We start from the raw sequence: 25,183 nt of genomic DNA, 5'->3' as shown, positions 1-25,183 counted from the left end.
CTATTGCCCAAGCTTAACGTGGACGCACATGCCGCGCCAAAATCCGCTGGCGATCGGCCCGTACTTGGGGCTGCTTTCGATAAGCCCATAACCGTTGCCGTGCCGCCTTGGCGGTCTGCTCAATATCCACCAGCGGATTGAGGTAAATGCTCTCCGGCGCCAGCTGATACAGCTGCGCCTCCAGCGGCGTCAGTTGCCACGGCTGAAACAACAGCGGCGGCGGCACCTGACGCAATTCCGGCAACCAACGATGAATAAACTGGCCTTCAGGATCGTGCTCTTGCGCCTGCTTTGTCGGGTTATAGATGCGAATGGTGTTGATGCCAGTGACGCTGGCCTGCATCTGAAACTGCGGGTAATGAATGCCCGGTTCAAAATCCAAAAACAACCGAGCGAGATGGGTAACGCCAGCGCGCCAGTCCAGATTAAAGTGATGACACAGCACGCTCACCAGCATCGCTCGCATCCGAAAATTGATGTAACCGCTGGCGTGTAGACAGCGCATGCAGGCATCGACCAACGGGATGCCGGTGCGGCCTTGCTGCCAAGCGCTGAGCAGTTTCGGATCATCGTCAAACGGATAGTCTTCATACCCTCGATTCAAGCAACGCTGCTGCATCTGGTGTTCGGACTCGAACTTCTGAATAAAGTGGCAATGCCAATGCAGCCTTGAGGACAGCGCCGTTAAGCTGCGGCGAAACCCTTTCACCTGCCAATGCGCCAGCAATTGCTGGTACATCTGCCGCAGCGAGATATTGCCCCACGCCAGATAAGCCGACATCCGGCTGCAGGCACTGCGGCTTTGCTGCGGTTTAGAGATTGCGCGGTAGTAATCGCGGCCGCGACCAGCAAAAAAATCGTCAAGGGTTCGCCACGCCATCGACTCACCACCGGTTTGCATCCCCGCTTGTTTGTCCAGCCATTGCGACGGCAGTGGCCAAGATGACAAGCCTTGCCAGTGAGCACTCGGCCATAACGTTTGTTGCGACAACAACGGCTGCGCTAACGCTGCCCGCATCGCTTTGTGCCAATGGCGATCCCAGCCCGCACGATCACGCGCGCCCCGGATGACCGCCCCAAACGCCGCTTCATGCCACGGTATTTGCCGTTGCCTGAACCTCCGCGCCAGTTGCTTATCGCGGGCAAAGGTCAGTGCCAGTCCCACCTCTTGATGGGAATAGACCGCGGCAATCTCAAACCGCTGACTGAGCAGCTCGAAAGCCGTCAGCGCTTCTTCCTTTAGCACCAACACCTGACTGTTAAATTGGCTTAGCTGCCGATCCAGATCTTGCAGAGATTGGCCGACGAAACGCCAGTGACGATCGCCGTAGTGCGGATCCGCCAGCAGTGACGGTTCAAACAGATACAGCAGCAAGGTCGGAATGCCGCTATGCGTGGCTTCAGCCAGCGGCTGGTGATCGCTTAGGCGCAAGTCACGCTTAAGCCAGACGATGTTGATGGTGGATTTTGCCATAGCCCATCGGTACGCATACGGCGACGGCCAAGATCCGCCGCTACAAAAAGACCCCGCCAATCGGCGAGGTCTCGGTTCGATGGGTGTGGCTTAGAACGCCAGTTCGGCGCCAACAAACCAACCGTCTTGGGTGATATCGGCACTGATGCCGTTAAAACCGCTGACGTTAAAGCTGTGCTCGCGGTAACCGACTTTGGCGGTCAAATCCAGCAGCGGGATGAAGTCCATCACGTAACCGGCGCCCAGTTGGTAGTCGTGGATCTTCTTATCGTCGATATCGCCAGCAACGATGTCGGTGTAAACAAACAGACCGGTGCCTACGATGTTAAAACGGCCACGGACGTAGCCTAGCAGCGCGCCTTCATCGAGGTCGCGGTTTTCCAAAGCAGCCCAAGTGGCTTCACCATCATAGATGCGGTAATCGATGCCCAGATCCAGTTCCAGCGCCGGGTTATCCAGCAGTTCGTAGTAGAGGATCAGATCAGCGTTGGTCAGATCAACCTTGGTTTGATTGGTGCTGTTGCTCATGTCGTTGTAACGCAACATGGCGTTTGGCAGCAGCGGAATTGGGTGCTCAAATGCGGCGTATACGCTGACATTGGACTCGCTATCGTAGTCACGGTCGCTGGCCGCAACTGAACCGTCGGCGCTGCTTTTGAAGTAATCCAGACCGACCTTCACTGCCAGGACATCAGCTTGCGCTGGCAATGCCAGTGCGGCTGCTACCAATGCCGCTACTACACCTTTAGATTGCATTGTTTTTCTTCCTTAATTTGGGCACCAACCACCCGCGGTGGGCGCCGATAATCTGCGCCACATCTTAATCGAAACTTGATCGAACCCTGCAATGGTTTTAGTGATGATGGTGCTGGTGGGTCTCGGCCTGCGGCTGCTGGATGGCTCTGACCACAAAGCGCACCAACTGCGGCGGCGCCTTGGCGAAGGTCAACTGGCAATCATAGCTGCCACCAACCTTAGCGGCACGGTTTAAGCCCATCATCATCAAGTGATAGCCGCCCTGCTCTAGCAATACTTCGCGGCCTTGCGGCAACTCAACCGCAGCAACCGGACGCATCTTCATCAAACCATCTTCCATCAAGATGGTATGGATCTCGGTGCGCTCGACCCCATCGCACTGTGCCGCCAGCAAGCGGTCATCGGTATCGGCAGTAAGCTTGGCGTAACCGGCAGTATTGGGCACCGATGGCGGCATTGCCCGTGCCATGGCATCACTGATCTGTACCTGCGCCGCCTGCACCGATGCACTGACCATTAGGGTAATTGCGGCAAATTCAAACAGTCGTTTAATCCTCATTGCTCATCCTTTAGACTGGTATCAACCATTTGCACTAACGTATTGGTTTAGTCCGGCAATAACAATCAGCAAGGAATCGCTTATGTCATTGATACTGTGCCAACGCATCGACCATGTCATGGTCTTAACCCTCAATCGGCAGGATAAGTTAAACGCCCTTACCCAGCCGATGTACGCGGCGCTGACCGACTATTTGAACGATGCCGAATTGGATAATGAGGTCCACGCGGTGCTCATTCAAGGCAGCGATCAATGCTTTACCGCCGGCAACGATCTGGATGATTTTTTGGCGATGGATGCCAATTTAGCGGCGATGCCGGTGCATGGCTTTCTGCGGCGTTTAGCGACCTTTTCCAAACCGTTGATCGCTGCGGTGGCCGGCCCGGCCATCGGTATCGGCACCACGGTGCTACTGCACTGCGATCTGGTGTATTGCGCCGACAACGCCAAACTACGCCTGCCGTTCGTCAATATCGGCTTAGTACCGGAAGCCGCCTCTAGCTTATTGCTGCCGCAACGAATTGGCCGCGCGCAAGCCGCCGAACTGCTGCTATTGGGCAAGGTATTTGATGGCGATAAAGCCAAGGCATTGGGATTGGTGAATCAGGTGTTGCCGGCGGATCAGTTGTTGCCATACGCGCTTGAACAAGCGTTAGCGGTTGCGGCTCAGCCGCCGCAGGCACTGCAAGCCACTAAGGCGCTATTGAAAGTGGATGAAGCAGCGATCATCGCCACCATGGAAGCCGAAGAAGCGGCGTTTGATAAAGCGCTGCAGGGGCCAGAAGCCAAAGCGATTTTGCGGGCGATGCGCCAGTAATTCGGCTTAATGTAAGCGACAACGACGATGCCGCCGCCAACTGGTGGCGGCTTTGCATAGCAACGCTACCAGGATCAGTTGTACCACCACAATCAGCAGTAATAGCAGTGGTAACGGTAACCATTGCAACCAACTGCCAAACACTAAAGTAAACGGGTCAATCAGCCCGACCACGGTCACCAGTAATGCCATCAGTCCTAACAGGATCAGCACTAACTTCATTATTGGCCTCGCCGCACTTTGGGCATTAACCACAAGGCAATCAGGTAAGCCAGCAGCATTTTTACTGGGTAGAAGTAGGCCAACAGTAACCAGCCGGCTCGGCAACCGTAGACATTCCAACCGAGCCGATGACTTAAACCGGCGACCACCCCATACAACCACGCCTCAGGGATCAGAGTGTTCATGCGCCCGCTCATTGTCGAGCCACCGCTACTGGCTGGTCAGGCCCCTGCCAGCAGTCTGCAGCCAATTGCTGGGCGTCTTGGCGGGCTTGTTGGGCAATTTGTTGATGCTGCTCGGTCACTTCCTCGGCCACCAGCGACGGGGCTGATTGATAGCCCAGCAACGCTTGATGCGCTTGCTGGCGCGCTTGTTGCAGCGCTGCCGCTTGTACCGCCAAGCTGGTTTGTTGGCTGCTCAGCTTCATCTGAGTATCAATCTGTTGCTGCATGTTGGTCGCCGCCGCATTGCCCATGGTCAGCAGCGCTACCGCTGCAATCAAACCACTGCGCCACTTCGAGTTAACCGCACACATGATGTTTTCCTTGGTTGTTCAGTGAATGACACCAAGGTCTATTTCAAGTGCTGTGCCAGTGTGGAAAATTTAGACTTAACTTACTGATCAATAGAATATTAATGCGCTTGTGATTGCATTTTTCGGTAGCTCTGACCAATAACCTGCAGATAAAAAAATAGTGAGCTTGACCACCTTATTTGGTCAAGCTCACTATTTGTGCAGATTGCGAAGTTAGGCCGAGCTTATGCGGTCAGCGCTTCGCTTGGCAGTGCCGCCAACGCCTGGGCCAGCACATCGCCGGTAGCGCCCGGTTTGTGGGCGTTTTCCGCCAGATAACGGCGATAGCCACGACCGCCCGGCAGGCCATTGAACAGACCCAGCATATGGCGAGTAACGTGGTTCGCTCGGCCACCTTGGGCCACATGGGCATCAACGTAAGCGATCATCTGTTCGACCACTTCAACCCGGCTTAGCAGCGCACGGTCATCGCCGAAAATGGCGCTGTCGACTTGCGCCAACAGCCACGGGTTGGTGTACGCCTCGCGGCCGACCATTACCCCATCCAGATGCTGCAAGTGCTCAAGGCACTGTTCAATGGTGGTAATGCCGCCGTTCACGCCGATGGTCAGATCGCTAAAATCGCGCTTCACATCATAAGCGCGCTGATAGATCAGCTCTGGAATTTCGCGGTTCTGCTTCGGCGATAACCCCTGCAGCCACGCTTTGCGGGCGTGAATGGTGAAGTCACGACAACCGGCGTCCGCCACGGTGCTCACGAAATCGGTCAAGAACTGATAGCTGTCTTGCTCATCGATACCGATTCGAGTTTTCACCGTCACCGGAATATCCACCACATCCTGCATCGCCTTAACGCAATCCGCCACCAGCTGCGGCTCGGCCATCAAACAGGCGCCAAAGCGACCATTTTGAACCCGATCCGATGGGCAACCCACGTTCAAGTTGACCTCATCGTAGCCATACTGCTGCGCCAGCTTGGCACAGTGAGCCAGATCCGCCGGATTGCTGCCGCCCAGCTGCAACGCCACTGGGTGTTCCTCTTGGTTGTACCCCAAGTAATCGCCTTTGCCATGAATAATGGCGCCAGTGGTCACCATCTCGGTGTACAGCAAGGTGTGTTTGGAGATCAGTCGCGCCATATAGCGGTAGTGACGATCGGTCCAATCCAGCATCGGCGCAATGGAAAAACGGGAAGCAGCGAAAGCCGTGGCGTTTCGCGGGTTTTCGGTTGATTTCATGGGTTTATCTTACTGTCTCAAATGTCTATCAAAGTCGATAGATTTGGATAGATTTGGTTGCTCGGTACGCCTATAGTACGCCCAATAACAACGCACTCAGTACGCCTCGCGAAGGAGCTGTTAATGGCATCAGTCAGCATTCAAAAGCGAAAGCTAGCCAGCGGTGAAACCCGCTACAAGGCGACGATCACGGTCAAAAATTTAGGCCAGATTATACACAGATACGCCAAGACGTTTAGCAAAAAGAGCCTGGCGCAAACGTGGGGCAAAAACCAGTTAGACGAGATCGAGGCGCACGGGGTGAACGCAAGGCGTACCACTTCAATTGCCGAGCTTATCGATTTGTTTATTGCTGAAAGGGACTTATGGAATAACACCGGGCGCACCAAGCGCTATGTGATCCAGATGCTGCGCGACTGCGACGTTGCCAAAATCGACACCAATAAATTAACCACTGCAGCACTAATCCAGCACTGCAAAGACCGCCGCGAGGCCGGAGCGGGACCAGCCACCATCTATCACGATATCGCCTATCTGCGTTCGGTCATGAAAAAAGCCCAGCCGGTTTTCAATATCGAGGCGAACCACGCCATCTTTGAAGAAGCCACGCCGGTGCTAATTGATATGAAGCTGGTGGGTAAATCACAAAAGCGCACTCGGCGGCCAACAACGGTGGAGCTAGAAAAGTTAAAACAGGGACTATTGGAACGTGAAGGCCACGGCGGTAAAAGCCTGATCCCGTTTACCGATATTTTGGAATTTAGTCTGCTAACCTGCATGCGCGTTGGCGAAGTCTGCAACCTTCGCTGGGAAGATCTTAACCAAACCAATAAAACCGTGTTGGTGCGCGACCGCAAAGACCCACGCAAGAAAGAAGGCAATCACATGATTGTGCCGCTACTGGGGGACGCATTCGCCATTGCCACCAAGCAACCGCGCAAAGGCGATCGGATATTTCCATACAACTCCCGTTCGGTCACTGCCGGGTTCCAGCGCGTTCGCAATGCGTTAGGTATCGAAGATTTGCGCTATCACGATATGCGCCGCGAAGGTGCCAGTCGCCTATTCGAAGCAGGCTACACCATTGAAGAAGTCGCCCAAGTAACTGGCCACCGTAACCTCAACATTTTGTGGCAGGTTTACACCCAACTGTTCCCGCACAAGTTGCATGACAAGCAGCTGGTTGAAAGGGCATAAAGCAAAACCCCGCTTCGGCGGGGTTCTGCTTACTTACCGTCTTTTACCGTGCTTGCGGACTTGGGGGAATCTTCTATTGGCTGTTGAGCTAAATACCCTGCGACTTCCATCGCAAAATTTTTAATCAAACCATTTCTGTCGTCGGGATCAGCCATCGCCATTGAGCCAGCGTAAATAATACCGATGGTAAGCGCCCCAGCAACAACACCAGCAAAGCCATTCCAAAGCCAATCCCAGCCCTTACGACCAAAGCTTTTTTCCGATACATTGTGATCAGCAATCTTTTCGACAAATTCTGCGACAGCCTTTGCTCCCGCCGCCTTTAGATCCTCTTGATGTCGAACGCGCTCACGCTTTAGCTTGCTGTCAAGATCCTCATTACGCTTTTGGGCAGCTTGAAGTTGAGGCTGGAAAACTTTATCGCGCAGCTGAGCCTCAACGTGTTCAATAGTCTCAAGCAATAGGGTTTCAGCGCGTCTTTTAAGCTCATCTTGCCGATCTGAATCTCGAAGGATGTCATCATGGAAATAACCCAATCGACGCTGAATTTTAACTTCACTCTCACCTTCTGATCGCAACGAAACCGCCAAATTTGATTTCTGCTTCTTATATAGCGAGTACGCGATCAGCCCAACAATCTCTGGGCTATCATCTTGAACATCAGTTAATTGTAAAAATACCCACTCTTTCGGTGGTGTAACATTCTGGTCTGACAATCGGTGCCCTCCATCTGGGCACAAAAAAGGCCGGTTCAAAACCAGCCTTTCCTGTTGAAATTAAGCTTCAATTTACAAAACTGACTGCAAAGCCTTTTCAAAGAAGTTTACGCTACGACGCAGCTCTTTGGCTGAGGTCTTCTTCTGTGCGGATGACTCGCTTGAGCGCAGATCAACTTTGATGCCTTTAAGTATTGCCTGACGCTGTCGAGCGGTCGAACCTTGATAGGTTGTTTTAATCATTGGCAACTCCTATGAGCGCAATTGCAAATTCAATAGCGCCGGACCATTAATGACATGAAGAGGGCGCGTAATCTAAAGCATAGGTCGCATAACTTCAAATCAATATTGACCTTTTCGGCGCGTGATCTCAATCACATTTGTCGCGTAGGCGCCCAATTTACTACATGCTTGCCCGCTCATCCAGTTTGCTAGTTAGAGTCGAGAGCATTATCACGAAGCAAATTCAAAGCTTTAGTTCCGGTAAACTCTCATAAAACAAAACCCCGCAGTTGCGGGGTTTTATGTATCTGGGGATTCTTGCTGCATCAATACTTCGACATGACCAAACGAACTTGGCCAATGATGTTGAGGTCTTCGGCCTGTTCTGGAGTTAAGTTAACAGTTGGGTAAAGCGAATTGTCACTGGCGACGGTAATGTTGCCGGTGATCACATCTTGGCTTAAGCGCTTAACGCTCAGCTCATCACCACGGCGGAACACATACAACCCCGCCTGCATGTAGCAATTCACACCTAAATCCACCAGCAAGGGGGCACCAACAGGAATGGTTGGCAGCATCGAATCGCCGCTGGATTGGATCACCGCTAACTTGGCGTTCTGCAGCCCCAGATCTCGCAACCACTCCTTATTAACCCGCATCACATCGGTCTGACTTTCATCGGTAACGGTCTGACCTTGCCCAGCCGAGGCTGCTACGGAGTAACACGGAATATCAACCATTGTTGAACTGTGTCCCTCTACTGGCTCTGAAATGCCAGTTAACAACCATTCGACTGTCACTCCCTCCGCTGATGAGATTTTCTCGAGTGTTGAAATATGCGGCCAACGCTCCTCTTTGAACATATTGCTCAGCGCAGTTGGGCTGATGTCCCATCGCTGTGAGGCAGCTCTAACCGAGCCAGAACCTATCAAACTGTGAACTCTTTCGAGAACGTTTCCTAAATAGTTGTGCATACAAACCGCCAGAAACGAAAACATGATTGCTCAATCATACCATCTTTGTGGTTTAAGAGCCCACAAATGTGATTGAACTCACATGTTTATGACGCAAATCAACTATCGGCGCAAATCAACCTCTAATGAACGCAAATTCATCCACAAAAGTTCTTGCTGCTTAAGATGGTGTGATCTTATGATTGCGCAACCAGAAACAAATGAGGTCAGAAAGTGGATTGGCACCCTGCTGATATCCGAGCGGCACTGGAGAAAAACGGAACCAACATGGCGGAAATCGCCAGAGCGAACGGAATCGCACCACCGACTATTCGGGCGGTACAAAACCGCAAATACGAACGCGGCCAGCAGTTAATTGCGGCAGCACTGAATAAAGACCCGCGGGAGATTTGGCCCTCTCGCTACCGAAAGGAAGGAAGCGCCACATGAACACTCGCTACGCCCTGCACGCCACCTTTGGTAAGCCGATTATCGAGCTAAGCGCGATCTGCCAATCCTATTTCGGCATCAACCTGCGCACCGCCTACCTAAAGGCCAATGCTCAGTCGCTGCCAATCCCGGCGTTTCGCATGGATAACAGCCAGCGCAGCCCGTTCTTCGTCAACGTGGATGACTTGGCCGACTACATCGACCGCCGTATGGCCGAAGCCAAAGCCGAGTTCGACTCGGTTCACTAACAAGCAACAACACGAATTAGCAGTAAGAGGGAATTTTATGAAACGCGTATCGATTGACCTGTTTGAAAACCTGCGCGGCAAATTGGCCGCGGTAGACGCCGGACAACTGCCAAGCCTAAGCGAGCAAGAGATCAAGCTGGCTTTAGGTGGAGTGAAAGCGGTGTTTCCGATCGGCCTGTGCGTTGCAGAAATGCGCAAGATGCAAGCCACCGGTTTTGCCCGTCAGCAGCTGTTGGGGATGCAAGCATGAGCATCAACCTGAACAGCACCATCGTTGGTCGCTGCCTGTTGAATGCCTTGGAGCGCGTCAACGATTGTTTGGATGGCATCGACCATTGCTTGCGTCACAACAAAGCGATCGCAGCTGACACCACCAAGCTGCTGCACGAACTGCGCCAGCAGATCAACGAAGTGGTGACCACCCCACAGCTGCCTTATCCGGCACGTGCCGCGCTGATGAAAGACGGCATTCATGTTGGCCCGCGCCGCTTCAAGATGTCGGCAGTCGGCATCACCTGGTGTAACGCCTAATCAAGCAGGGAGATCAGTCATGGAAACACTGCAACACCTAACCCCTGTGCCAAACAGCAACGCGCTGATGCACACCAGCTTTGATGGCACCTTGCCATCCAGCTCTATCCCAAGCGACGAACAGCGCAAACGCGGTTTGTGGGTATTGGGCCAACTGCGCCGCGCCCTAAGCCACAAAAACCCCGCCGCTGCCTGCAACGCGGTAGCCGCCCACTTAACAGGAACCGCCCAATGAAACTGGTTAGCCCGAAACACTTTGATTATCTGGACCGTGAGTTTTGCGAGCTGCTGTGTGGCCGCGAATCGCTGCTAAGCGCCGAAGAAGCTCAAGAGATTTTGGATGGCGTTCGCACCTTGAACGGCTTTGAATTTCAAATTCGCACCACCGCAGGTCGCGCCCACGAACGACTGCTGGCCATCGTCAAACAGCGCAACGCGGCTTAACAAAGGAATAGCGTGATGAAAAAGACCATGAGCCCACATCGCCGTCTGTGGAATGACTTATACAGCCACCAACGTCGCGCGGCGTCAGCAACCCATGAAGCCGAAAGAATTGCCAGCAGTCATGCGCTCGCAAGTTTTGCGATGGGCGAACTCGTGCACTGCGACCTTTATGGCGCCGGCGCTTTTAAGATGCTGCACAACGCCGCCAAATGTTTGCTAGACCGAGCAGATCGCCCGCACCCACTAGAGTGGCGCCTGTGGGCATACAAAGACCAAAAGGCCAAAGCCGCCATTCAATCTGCCAGCCAAGCGGCTTAGTTATGAACAACATCAATCAGCCACTGTCGCCAGAGCTTGCGGCAGTGGTGGATGAGGTAAAGCGACATGGCATCGCTGATCCCATCGAATGGTTAGACCGCCGCATTCCCCACTGGCGGTTACCAAGCAAAGAGCCAACCCCTGTATTTGTCACCATCACTAACGAAGCCGACGACTGAACGAATGCCGCAAACTCAGTTCAACTCTGTAAGCTCAGCCGAGCAATATCCGCTGTTTAGCAGCGATGATGGCGTTAACGCAGGCCGCGTTAGCGCCAATCATCGTTGGCAAGCCGCTGATATGATCGCCTCGCTTGAGCAGCAAGTTGACCAGTTGCCGACTAGCCGCAATCAGATGTCGCTGTTTGAAGCGGATGAACCTAAGTTAACCGCCGCCCATGTTGCGGCCAGCCAGCAGCGCCCGGCATACCAGCAAACCGCGTTAAGCCAAACTCGCCCCTATCGCGATTCAACCGCATGGCTTGAACAGCAGCTGGTGATGATCCCGCAGCGATTCGCTGCCTACGTGAAACAAGAGTGGCAACGCCGCGCCTATTCGCTTACCGCCAAAGATCCACTGCGCAGTGCCAACATCTGGGCGCGACAGCAGATCGACTTTGTGCAGGGCGTACTGAAGCAATATCCGGTTTTTACTAAGGCCAGCCAACTGCGCAATGAGGCCGTCGCCGATCGCTTGGCATTGAACCTTGCGACCCGCGCCTTCGAGATTTTTACCCACTGCGCCCACAGCGAACTGACTGGCTACGCTGAAAACATCGAGGCCGCGCATCAAGCATTAGCGGCATTTTGCCGTACCAAGGGCATTCGCCACCCGCAGCTGCCGGACTTACTTGAAGTCGGTGAGGAACTGTTCATCGCCAAGGGCGAGTGCCAAATCCAAAAGATGATTTGCGAGGATTGGTGGGCACGGCGAATTCGTGAAGCCCGCGATCTGTGCAATGAACATCTGCAAATTGTCTGCGGCAACGTTGGCAATGGTAGTGGCCGATCACCTTATGCCAGTAAAGAAGCGGTGCGCCAGTTCCGTTCCCGCCGTCGCGCCCAAAACGATTGGATTAACGGCCAAGAGCTGGTGAGCGAAGACGACGAGGTGATCAGCCTGCGCGATGCGGTTAACGCCAGTGTCTCTAACCCCGAGCTGCGCCGCATCGACTTGATGGTTCGTGCCCGTGGTCTGCAAGAGCTGGCCGAAGAAGATGGCATGGTTGGCTTTATGGCGACCTTTACTCTACCAAGTAAGTACCACCGGATGCGCGCCCAGGGCACCAAGTTGAACAACAAATACAACGGCGCTTCGCCAAAAGATGGCCAACGCGCCCTTAACGGCGTTTGGGCAAAGATCCGCGCCAAGCTAAAGCGCGATGAAATTGAATACCGCTATTTCCGTGGGGTTGAACCGCACGTTGATGGCACCCCGCACTGGCACATCCTGTTTTTCTGCCACCGTGAAAACGCCACCGCCCTGCGCGACATTTGCCGCGAATACGTCAGCGCCGAAGACGCCACCGACCGCGGCGTTGAAAACCGCTTTGACTGGAAAGCGATTGACCCAACCAAAGGTTCTGCCGTTGGCTACGTGGCGAAGTACATCGCCAAGAACGTCAGCCTGTCGGAAGTGGACAACCTGATTGATGACGACACTGGCCGCCCTGCTAACGAGGTGGTGATCAACGTTCGCACTTGGGCAACCCGCAACCGCATTCGTCAGTTCTCCTTCGGTGGCTTAGTGATGACCGCTGGCCTGTACCGTGAAACCCGCCGCATTGCGGCTGATGCCAATGGCCTAGACCGCGTTGGCTTGGTCCGTGCCGCCGCCTGTTCTGGCGACTGGAAAGCTTTTGTGAAAACCGCTCTGGCGATTGGCCTGAAAGGCTTAAAAGAGGATAACGGCTGCAATAAATACGGCGAAGCGCAAACCAAGATGGTTGGCGTGCAGATCGGCACCGAATACCCAATCAACATCCGCACTCGCTCGAAGGTGTGGGCTTTTCGCGCCGCCGGCGCGGCTTCTAAAGGCAGCGACAGCTGCCGTTCTCGGAGCACTAACAATAAGTGTACGGAGTACGATTCAGAGGGTCGGCCACGACTGGTGAACCATGACATTGGCCACCGAGTGATCGACCGACCGATGGCAAAACCGACTGATCCACTGGCGGCTTTTGCCTCGGCAGTGCGAATTCCACTCCACCAGCTTGACGATTTACGACACGGCAACACCGTGATGGGCTTCGATGGCACCCGCTGGCGCCTTGAAGACGGCCAAGTGCGTGAATTGGGCACCCTATAGGAGACAACATGAACATGCTTTTACCTGGGCGCGAGCCTCTGCCGCGCATCCAAGCGCTGTTAAGCCTGACCGCCATCAAATCCGAAGCGATCATCGCCAGCCTAGAAGACCACTACTGCCGTGGGGTGCCGCTAAAAAGCGCCGCCAAGATTAATGGCGCGGATGGCTCCAACGCCCGCAAGGCGTCACAACAGCTGGAGACGGTGGCCACCACCGTGGAACGCATCAAAGAGATGGACTGGGCAGGTTTTAAAGGGATGCAGCAATGCGCGTAACCTGCAAAGAGTGTGGCGAGAAAGCGCGAATTCAGTCCACCAGTGATGCAATTCCCGGTTACGCCAAGATGTACTGCTGCTGCACCAATCCGCACTGTGGTCACACGTTCGTGGCGGAATGGAGCTACCGCCACACCCTGAATCCGGGGCTGCAAGCCAACCAGCGGGTGCTGGTGGATTTAGTGCGAGCGATGCCAGCCGAACAGATGCAACTGTTTATTAACCAAGTGACCGCCTGACCATCAGCTCAAAATTGAGCTGATGCTAAGGATGATGACCACAATTGTGATCATCACAAACTGAACTAATCGATTTATTAGGTTATTGACATGAATTTGAGCCAGCCATATCCTGCCGTCGAGTTGGCAAAATCCAACTCCGGGATTAGGAACCCCGCAGATTCCAAGATGCGATACCACCGTTCTATCGGTTTAAGATCGCAGGCCTAGCCGCACCCAATTGTCTATGGGGGGCTGGGTGAGGCCGACTTCGGTCGGGCCGTATTCTTGGAAGCGGTAGTTCCTAACCTCGCTCAGCCCACCACCAATAGATTAGGAACCTGTTAGTGGTGGAGATAACTTCTTATTCCGAGAGGGTCTCACCATGACCAACCACGTTATTCCGGCCAATGCCGTTCGCGCCCATCAAGGCCAGCCAACTACCTCATCCCTACTGGTTGCCAAAGCATTTGGTAAACAGCACAAGAACGTCCTTCGCAAGCTTGAATCCCTTGATTGCTCAGCCGAATTTGCATCAGCTAACTTTTCAGCCCATGTTCAAAATATCGCCATAGGTAGCGGTGCAAGCCGTCCATTCAAGGTGTATCAAATGACCAAAGACGGCTTTATGTTTTTGGTAATGGGTTTTTCCGGCAAGCAAGCCGCCGCCATCAAAGAAGCCTACATCAACGAATTCAATCGCATGGCCAGTGAACTGCAACCTAGTCAGCCTTGCCAATACTATCCAGCCAATGACGGCGTAGTTCGTAACGCCCCAATCCCTAGAGAACTGCTTCGCGCCCTTGAGCAAAGTGCCCAAGGGGTAAAGCAAAATGCCGATGCGATGGCCTGCATTGTCAAAAACCTGCAAGGCAATAAGTATTCTGAAACTCGCATACCATTAAGCGAACTGGATTTTGCCATCTGTGCCCTGCAAGGATTTGTTGACTCCGCCAAGCGCCACACCACCATCACTCGTCAAGCCCTGCACTATCTGCCAGCGCCCGTGGCCATGCTCGATAGTATTCAAGCTTGATAACAAAAGCCCCGCATTTGCGGGGCTTTGTGGTTTTAGGCTTCGGTGACCAGCGGTTTTACCGATAACCGCCCCAGTCGGGCTAAGTCTGGGTCGCTGTTAATGAACTCAACCAGATCATGGGCCAACGGTTGCACTTCGTTTTGTTGATAAACCGCATCGGTTTTTAGGGCATCACCCAAACTGGCCGCACCTTGAGGGATGATCCCCGCCATCCCAGCGGGGAAACGATTGGCGGTTAACACGTCCTGGGCGGTAATGTTCTTAGCACTAGCAAACTGGTCTTTCGAGCTGAAATCGCCAATGGGGATCACCTGAATGCCCTTCTCTTGCCCGTCTGGAATGTTGATAAACATGTTGCGGAAGTTGCCCGCGCCTTTACTGCCCGCCAACGCCTGTTCGATTTTGCTCTTATCGTCTTCGCTGAGTTTGGGATCCGAGGTGTAGAGGATGTAACCCATGTGGGCGCCGTTCTTGTAGTAGCGGCGCTTAAACATGGTGGCATCACTATTAAGCATCGCGCTTTGCAGCCCGCCGATGTAATCCGGTACGCCGTACAGCTGCTGCAGCGGATCGTATTGTCCCAGGAACGCCACATCATCGGCGCGATAACGCTTAACGGTGATCACCCCGTCGCTGTCTTCCTGCAGATAATTAAAGCCGCCATCAGGACGGCGGCGCAGGTAGTAAGAGGATAACGGCGCCACCGCCGCCACTTGGCCGATGTTGTTGCGCAGCTTCAGCAGCGCCATGTCTCCAAACCACAGGTAGTTGTGGATGCAGGGACCAAGCGCACCGCGGCTTAGCTGGCCGTTAGTGATGATGGCGTTTAGCACCATATTGCGCCGCGCCATCAATACCGGCCCCAGATAGGCGTTGGTGTTGGCCGCTTGGTACAGCAGCTTGCGGTCGATTGGCGGCACATAGTGGTTAAATTCTAAATCGAGATTGACGCCCGCCATGTCGGTTAGCCACGAATCTTTCAGCAGTGGTTCGGCATGGCCAAAGCTAAAGGCCATCACCGGATTGTCGCTGGCTTGAGTTAATACAGGTTCCACGTACTTTTTCTCTCTGATCCACAGTTAAGGGGTTCTTTGGCCAGCGCATGGGCGATGGCAAAGAAGTCGTCGGCATGGCCGGTTTCTTTGGTTCGGTTGGCGGCGAAGGTCATGCCGTTGCCGCTACGGGTAACCACCCGCCGAATTGCCAGAAACGACAGGGCAATGTCTTTGTAGTCGGCATCCCACAGCAGCCGTTTGTTATCCAGCACATCCAGCATCTTTTGCACCAGCGTGTTTTTGGTTTCGACGCTGTAGTGAAAGCCTTGGGTGATGCCGGGGAATTTTTCATAAACGAGGTCGTAAACGTCATGGCCAATACCTGTTCGGTCGATGCCGATGTGGGTGACGTTGTATTTGCCGCACATCTTGATGATCTGCTCGGCCTGATAACGGGCTGACATCCCCTTTAGCCGCACCCGTTCTAGTAAGCGATGCGGTTGTTTGAAGTCATCGGCAGGGGCAATCGCCACCAGTGACGCGGGATCGGTCGTGCGGCTGGGGTCATAACCCAACCACACCGGTCGCATCGCGTAAGGATTAGCCGCGCCCCACTCGACATCGGTCCACAGCCCAGCATCGGTCATGCAGCGCATCACTTTGTTAAGCGGGAAGATGGCATCAGCACTGCTGACGAACTTGCAGCAGAACAGGTTTTGCCATTCGTGATCACTGCGTTCGTCACGCAGCTGGTCGATGTCTACCAGGTCAAAGCCCATCGCCACCGCATCTTCCATGGTGACCACCAAGCGCCACTGACCATCAGGACACAGGCGGCCGCCGTCGCGCAGTTCATCAAATTTCGGAAAGGGGGTGGCCTGTCGCTTGCTATCGGTGCCTTTCCACTCGTCACCGGTCCAGAAGCCATAGGCTGGATGTTCTTCACTGGATGGGGTGGAAAAGTAGGTTAGCGTCCAGCGTTTATGGGTGGCGATGGCGCTGGATACGGTTTTGATTTTGGCAAAGTCGCGCATCCAGAAGTATTCATCCACATACAGGTGGCCGGAATAGGATTGGGCGGTGTTGGCGTTGGTACCCAAGAACCGCAAAGTGGCTTTGCCTTTAGCTGTGTGCAGCACCAGTGGATTGCCGCTGAGCTCGATATCCCACAGCTGCTGGGCAATCTTGATGATGTACGAGCGGAACACTTCCGCCTGGGCGCGACTGGCTGACAGGAAGATGTGATCTGCGCCGTCACTGATGGCGCGACACAGTGCTTCGCCGCTGCAGTAATAGGTCCAGCCAATCTGGCGCGACTTCAAGGTGTTGCGAATGCGCTGATGAATGTTGTCGTGCATTACTCGCTGGAACGGATAGAGCATATCCAGCCACTTGGCCAAGTCTTCTTCGGTCAGTTTGCTGACGTCATTTTTAACCGGCTTCTCTTTCTTACGCCGTCCACTTCTTGGGGCGCCAGCGGTGTCGGCACCACCACTGTCGAGCTGCTTGGCGGCGGCCGCTTGGGTGCTGGCTTCACTGCGGGCGCGACTGACCATCAGTTTGACGTGGCGTTCCATCAGCAGATCCAACTCTTTTAGCTGGGCTGGGGTTTTGTCATCAACCAGCAGCAAGCATTGCACCCGCCGTTCTATTGATTCCATCAAGCCAAATTCGCTGAGCTGTTCAGCCCAGTTGTAGCGAGAAATCCACGCATAAACGGTGGAACGCGCCAGCTGCAGTTCGTTGGCGATCTCGTCGGGGGTTCGATGAATAAGGAACAGCCGCCGCGCGGCATGTCGGAGTTCTTCGCTGTGCGCCATTGCGGCCTCAAAAAAGGAGTAATGGCGCCATGGTAGGCGGCTATCTGCTGCAGTTAACGCAACAAATTTCCTGACTTTTCCGATATTTGAAAAATAGGAATGAGCCGAAAACGCCACTAATGCAGCGCCGAGCGTGGCTACCTATGCTGCCGCTATCAAACCTGACGGACAGCACCATGCCCAAGCTAATCACCGATTGGATCCGAGTCTGCACCAGCGGCGTCACTGCGGATAAGCGCACGATCGAACCGCAGATGCTAAAGGATGCGGCGGCTTCGTATGATCCAAACCAATACGAAGCGCGGATCTATCCCATTCATTTGTACGACTGGAGTTACGACCGCTCGCCAATTGGTGATGTGGTTGAACTGCAAGCCCGTGACGAAAACGGCGGCACCGCGCTTTATGCACGTCTGCGCCCCAATGCGCAGATGGTCGCCATCAACCAAGCCGAACAGCTGTGTTACCCATCGGTAGAGCTAGATCCGCAGTTTGCCGACACCGGCAAAGCCTATCTGCGCGGCATTGCCCTGACTGACGCCCCCGCCTGTTTAGGCGTAGAGCGGATCCAATTGTCTGCACAGCAAAGTCATTTGCTGGTGGGCGAGGCCGAAGCGATTCAACTCTCTGCCCTTACGCCAAAGCCAGAGGGCGTGTTCTCTCGCTTAGCGGCGGCGTTTTCCCCTAACTCTCAACCAAAGATGGAACCTCAGATGACCACTCCTTCTGATCCTCATGCCGAGCAGTTAACCCAACTGTCTCAGCAAGTCACCCAGTTGGGTGAAGCCTTAGTGCAACTGCAAACCAAGCTGGCCGCCCCAGCACCGCAAGAGCCAGAGCTAACCGCCGCCGAGCAGGTGGTGCAGTTAACCGCCAAAGTAGCCGAGCTGGAACAGCAGCTGGCCGAAGCCACCAAAGTGCCAGAGGCAGCACCGGCTGCTGACGCGGTAACGCAACTGACTGCCCAGGTGACCCAGATGCAAGCGCAGCTGACTCAACTGTCGGCATTGGCACCAAACCAACTGCCAAACCCTGCGGGTATTGGCGGCGATCACCAAGATGAGGATGTGCTGTAATGAAATCAGCGTTATTGCAAACCCGTCTGAATGGCTACACCCAAGCCATTCAGAAAGCCTATGGCTGTGACAACGCGGCGCAGCAGTTCTCGCTGACCGAGCCGATGGAAATCAAGCTGCGCAAAGCCATTTTGGAATCCGATGGCCTGCTGTCTGAAATCGCCACGCTGGACGTGGATCAGATTGTCGGCCAAGTGGTGAACGTCGGCGTTGGTGCGCTGCTGACCGGTCGCGGCGATGGCGAGCGCTTCAAAGGCTCGCTGGGTAAAGATGGCCACCAGTTCAAGCTGGCCGATACCGATTCCTGCATGGCTATTACGTGGCAAGAGCTCAGCGTCTGGGGTAACTCCGGCACCGAGGGCCAATTCAAAAAGCTGCTGACCGATAACGGCAACCGCGGCTTTGGCTTGGATATCTTGAAAATCGGTTTTAATGGCACCGCCGTAGCACGCCCAACTAACCCAAGCGCTAACCCGCTGGGGCAGGACGTCAACGTCGGTTGGCAAGCCTACGTGAAAGAGCACGCACCAAACCAAGTGATCACCGCGCCGGTGTATCTGGATGCGGCTGGCAACGGCACCTACAAGAATCTGGATTCGCTGGTGCAAGACCTGATCAACTCGCTGATTGATCCCGTGTTCCAGAACGATCCAAATCTGGTGGTATTGGTGGGCCGCGACTTGGTGGCTGCTGAACAGCATCGCCTACTGGAAGCTGCCGATTCCCCAGTTGAGCACAAAGCTGCCCAGACTCTGGCAAAAACCATCGCCGGTCGCCGCGCCATCGTGCCACCGTTCTTCCCTGGTAAACGCATCGCCGTCACCTTCCTGAAAAACCTGCAGGTGTTAACTCAGAAGGGTTCGCGCCGCCGCAAGGTGAAGGACCACGACGACCGCATGCAGCTGGAATCCACCTACTGGCGTAACGAAGGCTATGCCGTTGGCGTGTTCGAAGCGTATGCCGCGATTGATGAAGCCGCGATGGTCATTGGCCCGCGCCCATCCAGCGTGGCCGAAGACGGCGCAGACGCCCCCGTTTCCGATATCGTCGAGCAATCCACCAAGAGCGATGCGGCCGATGCAGTAAGCACCGAAGACGCTGCCGCGCAGCTGGTGAAAGGCAAATGATCTCACCCGCCGCCAATTTCCGCGAACAAGTGACGTTCAAAGCCGCCCCCAATCAGTGGGCAGCCGAGCGCGACACCATCGAGCGGCAGTTTGATGAAGACCTTGCGTTCTTGCGCCAACTGGCGCGCCAAGATGACCGCAACGACTTCAAGCGTGACACCTTGTTGCCACGCTATCTGCCGGAAGTGGCGCGGTATTTGGCGGCGGGCAAGGTGTATCAACACCGCATCTTTGTGCAGTGCATCGTTTGGTTGTTCGACACCGAACAATTAGGCCAAGCACTGGATTACACCCATATCGCGGTGATGCAGGGGCAAACCAGCCCATTTCGCCGCCCGATGGAGGTGTTCGCTGCCGATGTGGTGTTTGCCTGGGCGGAGCGGCAATTCGCCGCCCGCCAATCCATCGACCCCTATTTTGCTGTGGTGCTGACTCGGCTAACCCATGACTGGCGTCTGCCAGAGCCACTGTGCGCTCGTTACTACAAGTTGGCGGCGCTGCACATCTTGGCCAAAGAAGATCCAAGCATGGTGCCCAGTGCCATCGACAACGCCAGCGCCCTGCAAACCGCGCAAAAGCTGTTGGAAATGGCGCAGCAGCAATACAGCAAAATCGGCGTTAAGACCTTAATCGGGCGTATTTCAATGCGCCTTAACGCCCTATAACGGCTCCCCCAAACGGCGGCCACGGCGCACAGGAGACAGGCTTAGCCTAATCCCCTATGCCCCGTTGGCCAGCCGTCCTAATAAGAGAAACGGCATGTTTAATGGCAATCCAGTTCCTGAAGCCTCCTCCGCTGTCATCAGTGGGGTGTTGTTTTGGCCTGATCTGTATGTGGCGGAATTTCAGCGCGCCCGTGCAGTGCCGGCAGACGTGCACGAAGACAACCAGATTGCGGCGCTGATGAATGCCGCCACGGCGATATCAGAGCGGTTAGAGCAGCAGGTGGCGAAGTGGCAAGCCGAAGGCATTGCCAACGCTAACGAAGTGCCGGGCTTTAATGTGCACGAACGCAGCTGGGCATCCATGGCGTTTCAGACTGCCGTATTTGCCCGCGCCAAGGCGCTATTGCTGGCCGAGTTCGGCAGCATTGCCCAGCGCAGCGAAGCCAATAACGCCCACTCGCTTGCCAGCGAAACCCGTGAAGCACTGATGGCTGAGTCTGAATCCTACGTTAATCGCCTGCTGGGGATTTCCGGCGTACGGGTGACGTTCCTATGAGCCTTGGTCATCTGCACAAGGCGTTTACCGCCGCGCTGTTGGACTGCCTGCCCCGCAAACTGCACCACAAGTTGGAAAGCTGGATGGCACCGGCACAGCTGTCGCTGGTTGGCAAGCGCTCTGGCAATGGCATTCAGTTGGCGCACTTCTATTACGTCAGCGCCATTAGCATTGAAGACGTGCCATTTACCCAAGTGGATACCGCGACCTTGCTGGCCCAAGCCGCCGCATGGCTGATTGATAACGATGAACACCGCTATCTATTGGAAGCCAACGACAGCGCCGTAACCGTCAAAACCGAAGTGGTCGATGAGGGCAAAATTGATATCGCTTTAGAGGTCAGTTTCATCGAGCTGCTGGAGCTTATTCCAGACGAGCAAGGATCAGTGAAATTCAATGGCCAGCACTGGTGCATCGCCGCACCAGAAGTCGATATCGCTGAAACCATCACCGTGGTGGCCTGCCATGAGTGAATTAGTTTTAGACGCCGATCGCCTGCGCAAGCAGCTGCAGCGGATGACCCTATCCAACGACCGACGCAAGCAGTTAAACGCTCGCGTGCGCCGAGTGTTGGAGCGCAAAAACAAGCAGATGATCCGCCAAGAATGTGGGCCAGATGGTACGCCTTGGGCACCTCGCAAAAAGAACCTTAAGAAGAAAAACGCCAAGAAATTAAGTGGCGCTAAGCGTGACCAACTACGGGTGAAAAGTTTTGGTGACTCGATAACCGTCACCTTTCACACCCGCTGGAACCGCATTTTGTCGCACGTCCATCACTACGGTCGCCGCGAAACCCGCACCGCAGCATGGGCAGCCAAGGTGTATCGCAAGAAAAACGATGGCCCGCCAAACCGTGGCCTAGCCCGAGCACTGAAAAGCGCCGGTTACAAAATTCGCCGCAAAAACGCCCGCGGCAAGGCAACCACCAAGTCACCACCGGTGAAATGGATCATCGCCAACATGACCGAACGCCAGTGCGTTGTTGCCCTTAAGCGTCTGCGTGGTGAAGACAGCAAGCAGAGCTGGACCATCCAACTACCAGCACGGCCATTGGTTGGCACCCACGATGACGCCGTAATGGCCGAAGTAAAACGATTCTTTAAAGAGAAATGAGGTTAACCCATGTATCCGACGATTAACGTTGCGCTACTCAACCAAGGACAAGGCTCTGGCGCTGAAATTGAACGCCACTTCCTGTTTATTGGCCCGTGTGCCGCCGCCCAAGAAAAAGGCGTGCTGCTGAACGTCAATACCGAAACCGACTTTGACCGCTTGCTGGGCGAAGACGATACCGAGCTAAAAACCACCCTGCGTGCGGCGATGCTAAACGCCGGCAGCAACTGGACTGCTGGGGTTTGGGTACTGCCGGATGGCCAAGATTGGTATGACGCTGCAATGGCCGCGCAAAAGGTCGGTTCCTTTGAAGCGATCGTGCGCTGCTCTGCCGTGGCCGACCAAGCCGACATCACCAAGGCGCAAGAGCTGCATTCCGAACTGGTGGCCAAGTGGGCGCGTTGGAGCTTTGTGATGCTGCCACTGCGTGGCTTGCAAACCGAAGCAGCACGCTCTGCCAAAACCGCTGCCACCGTCACCGAATCGTGGTCCCAGTACCACACCGCTATGACCGCATTGCTGTCTGGTGCCGCCGCGCACGGCGTGATGGTGGTACCACCAACCCACGGCAACAACTTGGGCGTACTGGCTGGCCGCTTGTGTAATCGTTCAGTGACCGTGGCTGACAGCCCAATGCGCGTAAAAACCGGCCCTCTGATTGGTCTGGGTTCACCGGTACTCGACAGCGCTGGTTTAGCGGTGGACAGCGCCACCTTGCAGGCAATGGAAAAAGAGCGGATGAACGTACCCGCCACTTTCCCAGACTACGACGGCACCTACTGGGCCGACGGCCGCACGCTGGATACCGACACTGGCGATTTTCAGGTGATTGAAAACCTGCGAGTGCTGATGAAAGGCGCCCGCATTGTGCGCCTAAAAGCGATCCCAATGATTGCCGACCGCGCCATTAACAGCTCGGCCAGCTCGATTGCTTCCACCAAGACCCTGCTGGCTGCCCCACTGCGACAGATGGCGAAATCGTCAAAGTTCGGCAATGCCACCTTGCCAGGTGAAATTAAGCCCCCAGGCGACGAAGCCGTCAGCATCACTTGGCTCACCCGCACCAACATGCAGGTGTATCTATCCCTAACCCCTTGGCACAGCCCGAAATCGATTGGCATCGGCTTGGGCCTCGACCTTAGCGGCCTGTAAGGAGCATTCCCCATGCGTTTATCCGCCCAAAACTTTGACATCAACATCGGTGGCCATCTGGTGATGGTGGAGTCGATGAGCGTCAGCATCACTGACAACACCCAGGTCGCGATGACTCGTGGCGTGACCAACGGCTACACCGTTGGCAGTTGCGAAGCATCGGTGTCGCTAGAGCTGGACTCCGATCAGTTCGAAATCATCATCAAGGCCGCGAAATCGGCGGGTAGTTTCCAAGATTTGGAGCCGTTCGACATCAGCTGCTTTGGCAGTGCGATGAAGCGCGAACAGCACCTTGAAGTGTTTGGCGTAAAGCTGAAGGTGACCGATCTGTTTAGCATCGACACCACCAGCGCTGATAAGACCAAACATTCACTGGAAGGCTTTATCACCAGCCCGGACTTTATCCGCATTGATGGTGTGCCGTACCTGTCCAAAACCACCACCCGGGACTTCTGATGAAACCGCGCCTTGTTTTGATCACCAAGTCGCTACCAACCGGAACGTTCGGCGAGCTGCTGCTAGATGGGCAGCGGCTCTGCTTCACCGCCGAGCGCGAGTGGAACAACAACGCCAAGGGTAAGAGCTGCATTCCTGCCGGACTCTACACCCTAATGCGCCACCACTCGCCACGGTTCGGCGACTGTTTCGCAGTAGAGAACGCCAATGTTGGCGTAACCGTTCAAGGACCAAGCCAGCGCACCCATTGCTTGGTGCACGCAGCCAACTTCCCTCGCCAGTTAGAAGGTTGCATCGCCCCTGGCACTGAAATGCACCCCAGCCAATGGGGCGTGGCTCACTCCGTCAAAGCACTAAATGCGCTGAAACAGGAGCTTGGTTCATCAGACTGGCCACTGGAGGTCATCCGCTTATGAGCATCTGGGACAACGTTAAAAACTTAATCGGCAATACCGCGCCAGTGCTGGGTAGCCTGCTTGGCGGCGGTGCCGGTGAAAAGGTCGGGGGCATGATTGCCGCTGCGCTGGGGGTGGATAACAACCCCGAGTCCATCGAACAGGCGCTGCGCGATCACCCTGAACTGCTGCTGGAGTTAAAGCGACTGGAACAACAGCACCGCACCCAATTGAACGAACTGCAATTGGCCGAACTGCAGATCCACGCCAACAGCGAAGCCAAGCGGTTATCTGGCATTGCCCACGCCCGCGAAACCCTGCGAGACCATCCCATGGTATCGCTGATGTCGATTGGCTTACTGCTGCTGGCCTGTGCGCTGCTGTGGATTGTCTCTAGCGTGACTCTGCCGGATGCCAACCGCGATTTAGCGGTGTTTATCTTCGGCCAGATCATCACCTTTGTGGGGATGTCGGTGCAGTTCTGGTTCGGCACGCCCAAAGACAACAGGCAACCACCGAGAAACAAGCATGACCCAAGCTGAACTGCTGACCGCGCTGCTGACGTTCCTGGGCATTGTGGTGGCAGTAGTAGTCGGCTTAAGCCACCACCTGCGCAGCCAAATTGAAGGACTACGCAATCAAGTGAATGGCCACGCCACCACCCTGACCGAACAACAAGCCCAGCTGCAAGAGATCAAAGAAGCCTACTTAAAGCGGGCGGAATTTGAGAGCTACCTAACCAACCTTGACCGCCGAATTGCGCAGGACTCTGCCCACCTTCGAGAGGTCATCGAACTGAAAATCGACAACGGCTTTGCGCACTTACACCAGTTGCTGCATCCGAAACTGAACCGAGAAAAACCATGAAAAAATCACTGACTTTGACCGCCGATGGCAACGATTACACCTTTATCGTCACCACCGAAAGCTACAACCGCATCATCAATGGCGCCGGCAAAAACTTGGCGGGCACCACCATCCAGTTTTTGCAAAGCACCATCGCTGCCGATCAGCGCGATGACCTAACCCGCTTTATGGATGAAAACCCAGCCGCCCCACAAGCGATGGCCGAAGTGCTGCTGGCTGAGTTCGCCCCACGCGTTGACGTTGCACTAAAGCGATAAGTGCCGCAGTCGAGCAGCTTGAACGAAATCCTCTCGGGCAGCTGTTGGCACTACGCCGCCACTACCTGCCCGCAGAGGATGACAGTGAAGACAGCTTGACCATGGCGCTGTGGCTAGACCGCCGCTATTGGCAACTGAGCAGTAACGCCACCGCCGCCGGCATCGGCAAAGCCTTTAAGGGGTAA

The 25,183-nt window shown here is 54.9% G+C and carries 39 protein-coding genes; 27 read left to right on the top strand and 12 right to left on the bottom strand.

Annotated features, from left to right (window positions below):
• Positions 1–13 precede the first annotated feature (13 nt).
• The 3 genes from G506_RS0104970 to G506_RS18855 form a co-directional block, all read right to left on the bottom strand.
• Entirely contained in the window at positions 14–1,474 is a 1,461-nt protein-coding gene (locus G506_RS0104970) for a cryptochrome/deoxyribodipyrimidine photo-lyase family protein (RefSeq protein WP_028115905.1), read from the bottom strand.
• 90 nt (positions 1,475–1,564) lie between these two features.
• On the bottom strand, positions 1,565–2,230 hold the full coding sequence (locus G506_RS20340) for a TIGR04219 family outer membrane beta-barrel protein (RefSeq protein WP_051201907.1): 666 nt from the start codon (positions 2,228–2,230) through the stop codon (positions 1,565–1,567).
• 97 nt (positions 2,231–2,327) lie between these two features.
• Positions 2,328–2,789 (bottom strand): copper chaperone PCu(A)C, encoded by a 462-nt coding sequence (locus G506_RS18855; protein WP_051201906.1) that lies wholly within the window; start codon positions 2,787–2,789, stop codon positions 2,328–2,330.
• A gap of 82 nt (positions 2,790–2,871) precedes the next feature.
• On the opposite strand from G506_RS18855, the gene G506_RS0104955 reads away from it, so the two are divergent.
• Positions 2,872–3,606, top strand: a complete 735-nt coding sequence (locus tag G506_RS0104955) for an enoyl-CoA hydratase-related protein (protein ID WP_028115904.1) — start codon at positions 2,872–2,874, stop codon at positions 3,604–3,606.
• Positions 3,607–3,612: 6 nt separating this feature from the next.
• Here the strand turns inward: G506_RS0104955 and G506_RS0104950 are convergent, their stop codons facing one another.
• From G506_RS0104950 to dusA, 4 genes are all read right to left on the bottom strand, one after another.
• Positions 3,613–3,828 (bottom strand): hypothetical protein, encoded by a 216-nt coding sequence (locus G506_RS0104950; protein ID WP_028115903.1) that lies wholly within the window; start codon positions 3,826–3,828, stop codon positions 3,613–3,615.
• Positions 3,828–4,013 (bottom strand): PspC domain-containing protein, encoded by a 186-nt coding sequence (locus G506_RS0104945; RefSeq protein WP_169628071.1) that lies wholly within the window; start codon positions 4,011–4,013, stop codon positions 3,828–3,830. Before G506_RS0104945 ends, G506_RS0104950 begins: the two co-directional genes overlap by 1 nt.
• An 8-nt stretch (positions 4,014–4,021) precedes the next feature.
• A complete protein-coding gene (locus tag G506_RS0104940; protein ID WP_028115901.1) occupies positions 4,022–4,363 on the bottom strand; it encodes a hypothetical protein in 342 nt (113 codons plus the stop codon).
• Between the two features lie 224 nt (positions 4,364–4,587).
• Positions 4,588–5,601 carry a tRNA dihydrouridine(20/20a) synthase DusA gene (gene dusA / locus G506_RS0104935; RefSeq protein ID WP_051201905.1) on the bottom strand — a complete coding sequence of 338 codons (1,014 nt, stop codon included), beginning with the start codon at positions 5,599–5,601 and terminating at the stop codon, positions 4,588–4,590.
• A 123-nt stretch (positions 5,602–5,724) separates the two neighbouring features.
• Between dusA and G506_RS0104930 the strand changes: the two genes are divergently transcribed.
• Positions 5,725–6,798, top strand: a complete 1,074-nt coding sequence (locus G506_RS0104930) for a tyrosine-type recombinase/integrase (RefSeq protein ID WP_028115899.1) — start codon at positions 5,725–5,727, stop codon at positions 6,796–6,798.
• Positions 6,799–6,827: 29 nt separating this feature from the next.
• Here G506_RS0104930 and G506_RS20335 read toward each other — a convergent pair whose 3' ends face one another.
• The 3 genes from G506_RS20335 to G506_RS21010 form a co-directional block, all read right to left on the bottom strand.
• Positions 6,828–7,514 carry a hypothetical protein gene (locus G506_RS20335; RefSeq protein ID WP_051201904.1) on the bottom strand — a complete coding sequence of 229 codons (687 nt, stop codon included), beginning with the start codon at positions 7,512–7,514 and terminating at the stop codon, positions 6,828–6,830.
• 72 nt (positions 7,515–7,586) lie between these two features.
• Positions 7,587–7,757, bottom strand: coding sequence for a hypothetical protein (locus tag G506_RS20865; RefSeq protein ID WP_156904798.1), 171 nt, complete (start codon positions 7,755–7,757; stop codon positions 7,587–7,589).
• A 305-nt stretch (positions 7,758–8,062) separates the two neighbouring features.
• Positions 8,063–8,476 (bottom strand): S24 family peptidase, encoded by a 414-nt coding sequence (locus G506_RS21010; RefSeq protein WP_051201903.1) that lies wholly within the window; start codon positions 8,474–8,476, stop codon positions 8,063–8,065.
• A 447-nt stretch (positions 8,477–8,923) separates the two neighbouring features.
• Here G506_RS21010 and G506_RS21300 point away from each other — a divergent pair, with 447 nt between their 5' ends.
• The 12 genes from G506_RS21300 (at position 8,924) to G506_RS20615 (ending at position 14,516) form a co-directional block, all read left to right on the top strand.
• The gene (locus tag G506_RS21300) at positions 8,924–9,139 is read left to right on the top strand and encodes a helix-turn-helix domain-containing protein (protein WP_084631172.1); all 216 of its coding nucleotides are present in this window, start codon (positions 8,924–8,926) and stop codon (positions 9,137–9,139) included.
• Complete coding sequence (locus G506_RS0104910) at positions 9,136–9,387, top strand: pyocin activator PrtN family protein (RefSeq protein WP_028115898.1); 252 nt, start codon at positions 9,136–9,138, stop codon at positions 9,385–9,387. Before G506_RS21300 ends, G506_RS0104910 begins: the two co-directional genes overlap by 4 nt.
• Before the next feature lie 37 nt (positions 9,388–9,424).
• Positions 9,425–9,637: a hypothetical protein gene (locus G506_RS0104905; protein ID WP_028115897.1), complete on the top strand. Its 213-nt coding sequence runs from the start codon at positions 9,425–9,427 to the stop codon at positions 9,635–9,637.
• Positions 9,634–9,918: a hypothetical protein gene (locus tag G506_RS0104900; RefSeq protein WP_028115896.1), complete on the top strand. Its 285-nt coding sequence runs from the start codon at positions 9,634–9,636 to the stop codon at positions 9,916–9,918. Before G506_RS0104905 ends, G506_RS0104900 begins: the two co-directional genes overlap by 4 nt.
• 19 nt (positions 9,919–9,937) lie before the next feature.
• Positions 9,938–10,153, top strand: coding sequence for a hypothetical protein (locus tag G506_RS0104895; protein ID WP_028115895.1), 216 nt, complete (start codon positions 9,938–9,940; stop codon positions 10,151–10,153).
• Positions 10,150–10,362, top strand: coding sequence for a hypothetical protein (locus G506_RS0104890; RefSeq protein ID WP_028115894.1), 213 nt, complete (start codon positions 10,150–10,152; stop codon positions 10,360–10,362). The genes G506_RS0104895 and G506_RS0104890 overlap by 4 nt, the downstream gene beginning before the upstream one ends.
• Before the next feature lie 15 nt (positions 10,363–10,377).
• Positions 10,378–10,680, top strand: coding sequence for a hypothetical protein (locus tag G506_RS0104885; RefSeq protein ID WP_028115893.1), 303 nt, complete (start codon positions 10,378–10,380; stop codon positions 10,678–10,680).
• Between the two features lie 2 nt (positions 10,681–10,682).
• On the top strand, positions 10,683–10,859 hold the full coding sequence (locus tag G506_RS20855; RefSeq protein WP_156904796.1) for a hypothetical protein: 177 nt from the start codon (positions 10,683–10,685) through the stop codon (positions 10,857–10,859).
• A 4-nt stretch (positions 10,860–10,863) separates the two neighbouring features.
• Complete coding sequence (locus G506_RS20330) at positions 10,864–12,987, top strand: replication endonuclease (RefSeq protein WP_051201902.1); 2,124 nt, start codon at positions 10,864–10,866, stop codon at positions 12,985–12,987.
• Positions 12,988–12,995: 8 nt separating this feature from the next.
• Positions 12,996–13,262, top strand: coding sequence for a hypothetical protein (locus tag G506_RS0104870; protein WP_028115892.1), 267 nt, complete (start codon positions 12,996–12,998; stop codon positions 13,260–13,262).
• On the top strand, positions 13,253–13,501 hold the full coding sequence (locus G506_RS0104865; RefSeq protein ID WP_028115891.1) for an ogr/Delta-like zinc finger family protein: 249 nt from the start codon (positions 13,253–13,255) through the stop codon (positions 13,499–13,501). The genes G506_RS0104870 and G506_RS0104865 overlap by 10 nt, the downstream gene beginning before the upstream one ends.
• Positions 13,502–13,865: 364 nt before the next feature.
• A complete protein-coding gene (locus G506_RS20615; protein WP_084631170.1) occupies positions 13,866–14,516 on the top strand; it encodes a Rha family transcriptional regulator in 651 nt (216 codons plus the stop codon).
• 35 nt (positions 14,517–14,551) lie between these two features.
• Here the strand turns inward: G506_RS20615 and G506_RS18830 are convergent, their stop codons facing one another.
• Positions 14,552–15,574 carry a phage portal protein gene (locus tag G506_RS18830; protein WP_205619472.1) on the bottom strand — a complete coding sequence of 341 codons (1,023 nt, stop codon included), beginning with the start codon at positions 15,572–15,574 and terminating at the stop codon, positions 14,552–14,554.
• Positions 15,559–17,334, bottom strand: coding sequence for a terminase large subunit domain-containing protein (locus G506_RS0104850; protein ID WP_028115890.1), 1,776 nt, complete (start codon positions 17,332–17,334; stop codon positions 15,559–15,561). Before G506_RS0104850 ends, G506_RS18830 begins: the two co-directional genes overlap by 16 nt.
• 176 nt (positions 17,335–17,510) lie before the next feature.
• On the opposite strand from G506_RS0104850, the gene G506_RS20325 reads away from it, so the two are divergent.
• The 13 genes from G506_RS20325 to G506_RS21005 all read left to right on the top strand — a co-directional run bounded on the left by G506_RS20325 (position 17,511) and on the right by G506_RS21005 (position 25,183).
• Positions 17,511–18,410 (top strand): GPO family capsid scaffolding protein, encoded by a 900-nt coding sequence (locus tag G506_RS20325; protein WP_169628070.1) that lies wholly within the window; start codon positions 17,511–17,513, stop codon positions 18,408–18,410.
• On the top strand, positions 18,410–19,537 hold the full coding sequence (locus G506_RS18820) for a phage major capsid protein, P2 family (RefSeq protein WP_084631166.1): 1,128 nt from the start codon (positions 18,410–18,412) through the stop codon (positions 19,535–19,537). The genes G506_RS20325 and G506_RS18820 overlap by 1 nt, the downstream gene beginning before the upstream one ends.
• Positions 19,534–20,202 carry a phage terminase small subunit gene (gene gpM / locus G506_RS18815; protein ID WP_051201900.1) on the top strand — a complete coding sequence of 223 codons (669 nt, stop codon included), beginning with the start codon at positions 19,534–19,536 and terminating at the stop codon, positions 20,200–20,202. Before G506_RS18820 ends, gpM begins: the two co-directional genes overlap by 4 nt.
• 94 nt (positions 20,203–20,296) lie before the next feature.
• Positions 20,297–20,758, top strand: coding sequence for a head completion/stabilization protein (locus G506_RS0104830; protein WP_028115889.1), 462 nt, complete (start codon positions 20,297–20,299; stop codon positions 20,756–20,758).
• Positions 20,755–21,231: a phage tail protein gene (locus G506_RS0104825; RefSeq protein WP_028115888.1), complete on the top strand. Its 477-nt coding sequence runs from the start codon at positions 20,755–20,757 to the stop codon at positions 21,229–21,231. The genes G506_RS0104830 and G506_RS0104825 overlap by 4 nt, the downstream gene beginning before the upstream one ends.
• The gene (locus G506_RS20320) at positions 21,224–21,871 is read left to right on the top strand and encodes a phage virion morphogenesis protein (RefSeq protein ID WP_028115887.1); all 648 of its coding nucleotides are present in this window, start codon (positions 21,224–21,226) and stop codon (positions 21,869–21,871) included. Before G506_RS0104825 ends, G506_RS20320 begins: the two co-directional genes overlap by 8 nt.
• Positions 21,872–21,880: 9 nt before the next feature.
• Positions 21,881–23,023, top strand: coding sequence for a DUF2586 domain-containing protein (locus G506_RS0104815; RefSeq protein ID WP_028115886.1), 1,143 nt, complete (start codon positions 21,881–21,883; stop codon positions 23,021–23,023).
• Positions 23,024–23,035: 12 nt separating this feature from the next.
• On the top strand, positions 23,036–23,479 hold the full coding sequence (locus G506_RS0104810) for a phage protein (protein WP_028115885.1): 444 nt from the start codon (positions 23,036–23,038) through the stop codon (positions 23,477–23,479).
• Positions 23,479–23,895 carry a DUF5675 family protein gene (locus G506_RS0104805; RefSeq protein WP_028115884.1) on the top strand — a complete coding sequence of 139 codons (417 nt, stop codon included), beginning with the start codon at positions 23,479–23,481 and terminating at the stop codon, positions 23,893–23,895. Before G506_RS0104810 ends, G506_RS0104805 begins: the two co-directional genes overlap by 1 nt.
• The gene (locus tag G506_RS18805; protein ID WP_051201899.1) at positions 23,892–24,416 is read left to right on the top strand and encodes a hypothetical protein; all 525 of its coding nucleotides are present in this window, start codon (positions 23,892–23,894) and stop codon (positions 24,414–24,416) included. The genes G506_RS0104805 and G506_RS18805 overlap by 4 nt, the downstream gene beginning before the upstream one ends.
• Entirely contained in the window at positions 24,403–24,741 is a 339-nt protein-coding gene (locus tag G506_RS0104795; protein WP_028115883.1) for a hypothetical protein, read from the top strand. Before G506_RS18805 ends, G506_RS0104795 begins: the two co-directional genes overlap by 14 nt.
• A complete protein-coding gene (locus tag G506_RS0104790) occupies positions 24,738–24,998 on the top strand; it encodes a putative phage tail assembly chaperone (RefSeq protein ID WP_028115882.1) in 261 nt (86 codons plus the stop codon). The genes G506_RS0104795 and G506_RS0104790 overlap by 4 nt, the downstream gene beginning before the upstream one ends.
• 44 nt (positions 24,999–25,042) lie before the next feature.
• Positions 25,043–25,183 carry a DUF6890 family protein gene (locus G506_RS21005; RefSeq protein WP_169628069.1) on the top strand — a complete coding sequence of 47 codons (141 nt, stop codon included), beginning with the start codon at positions 25,043–25,045 and terminating at the stop codon, positions 25,181–25,183.

Source organism: Ferrimonas senticii DSM 18821 (assembly GCF_000422665.1).
GTDB classification, from domain to species: Bacteria; Pseudomonadota; Gammaproteobacteria; order Enterobacterales; family Shewanellaceae; genus Ferrimonas; species Ferrimonas senticii.
Note: the sequence above shows the minus strand (reverse complement) of the source record. Positions and strands in the feature narration are given on the sequence as shown.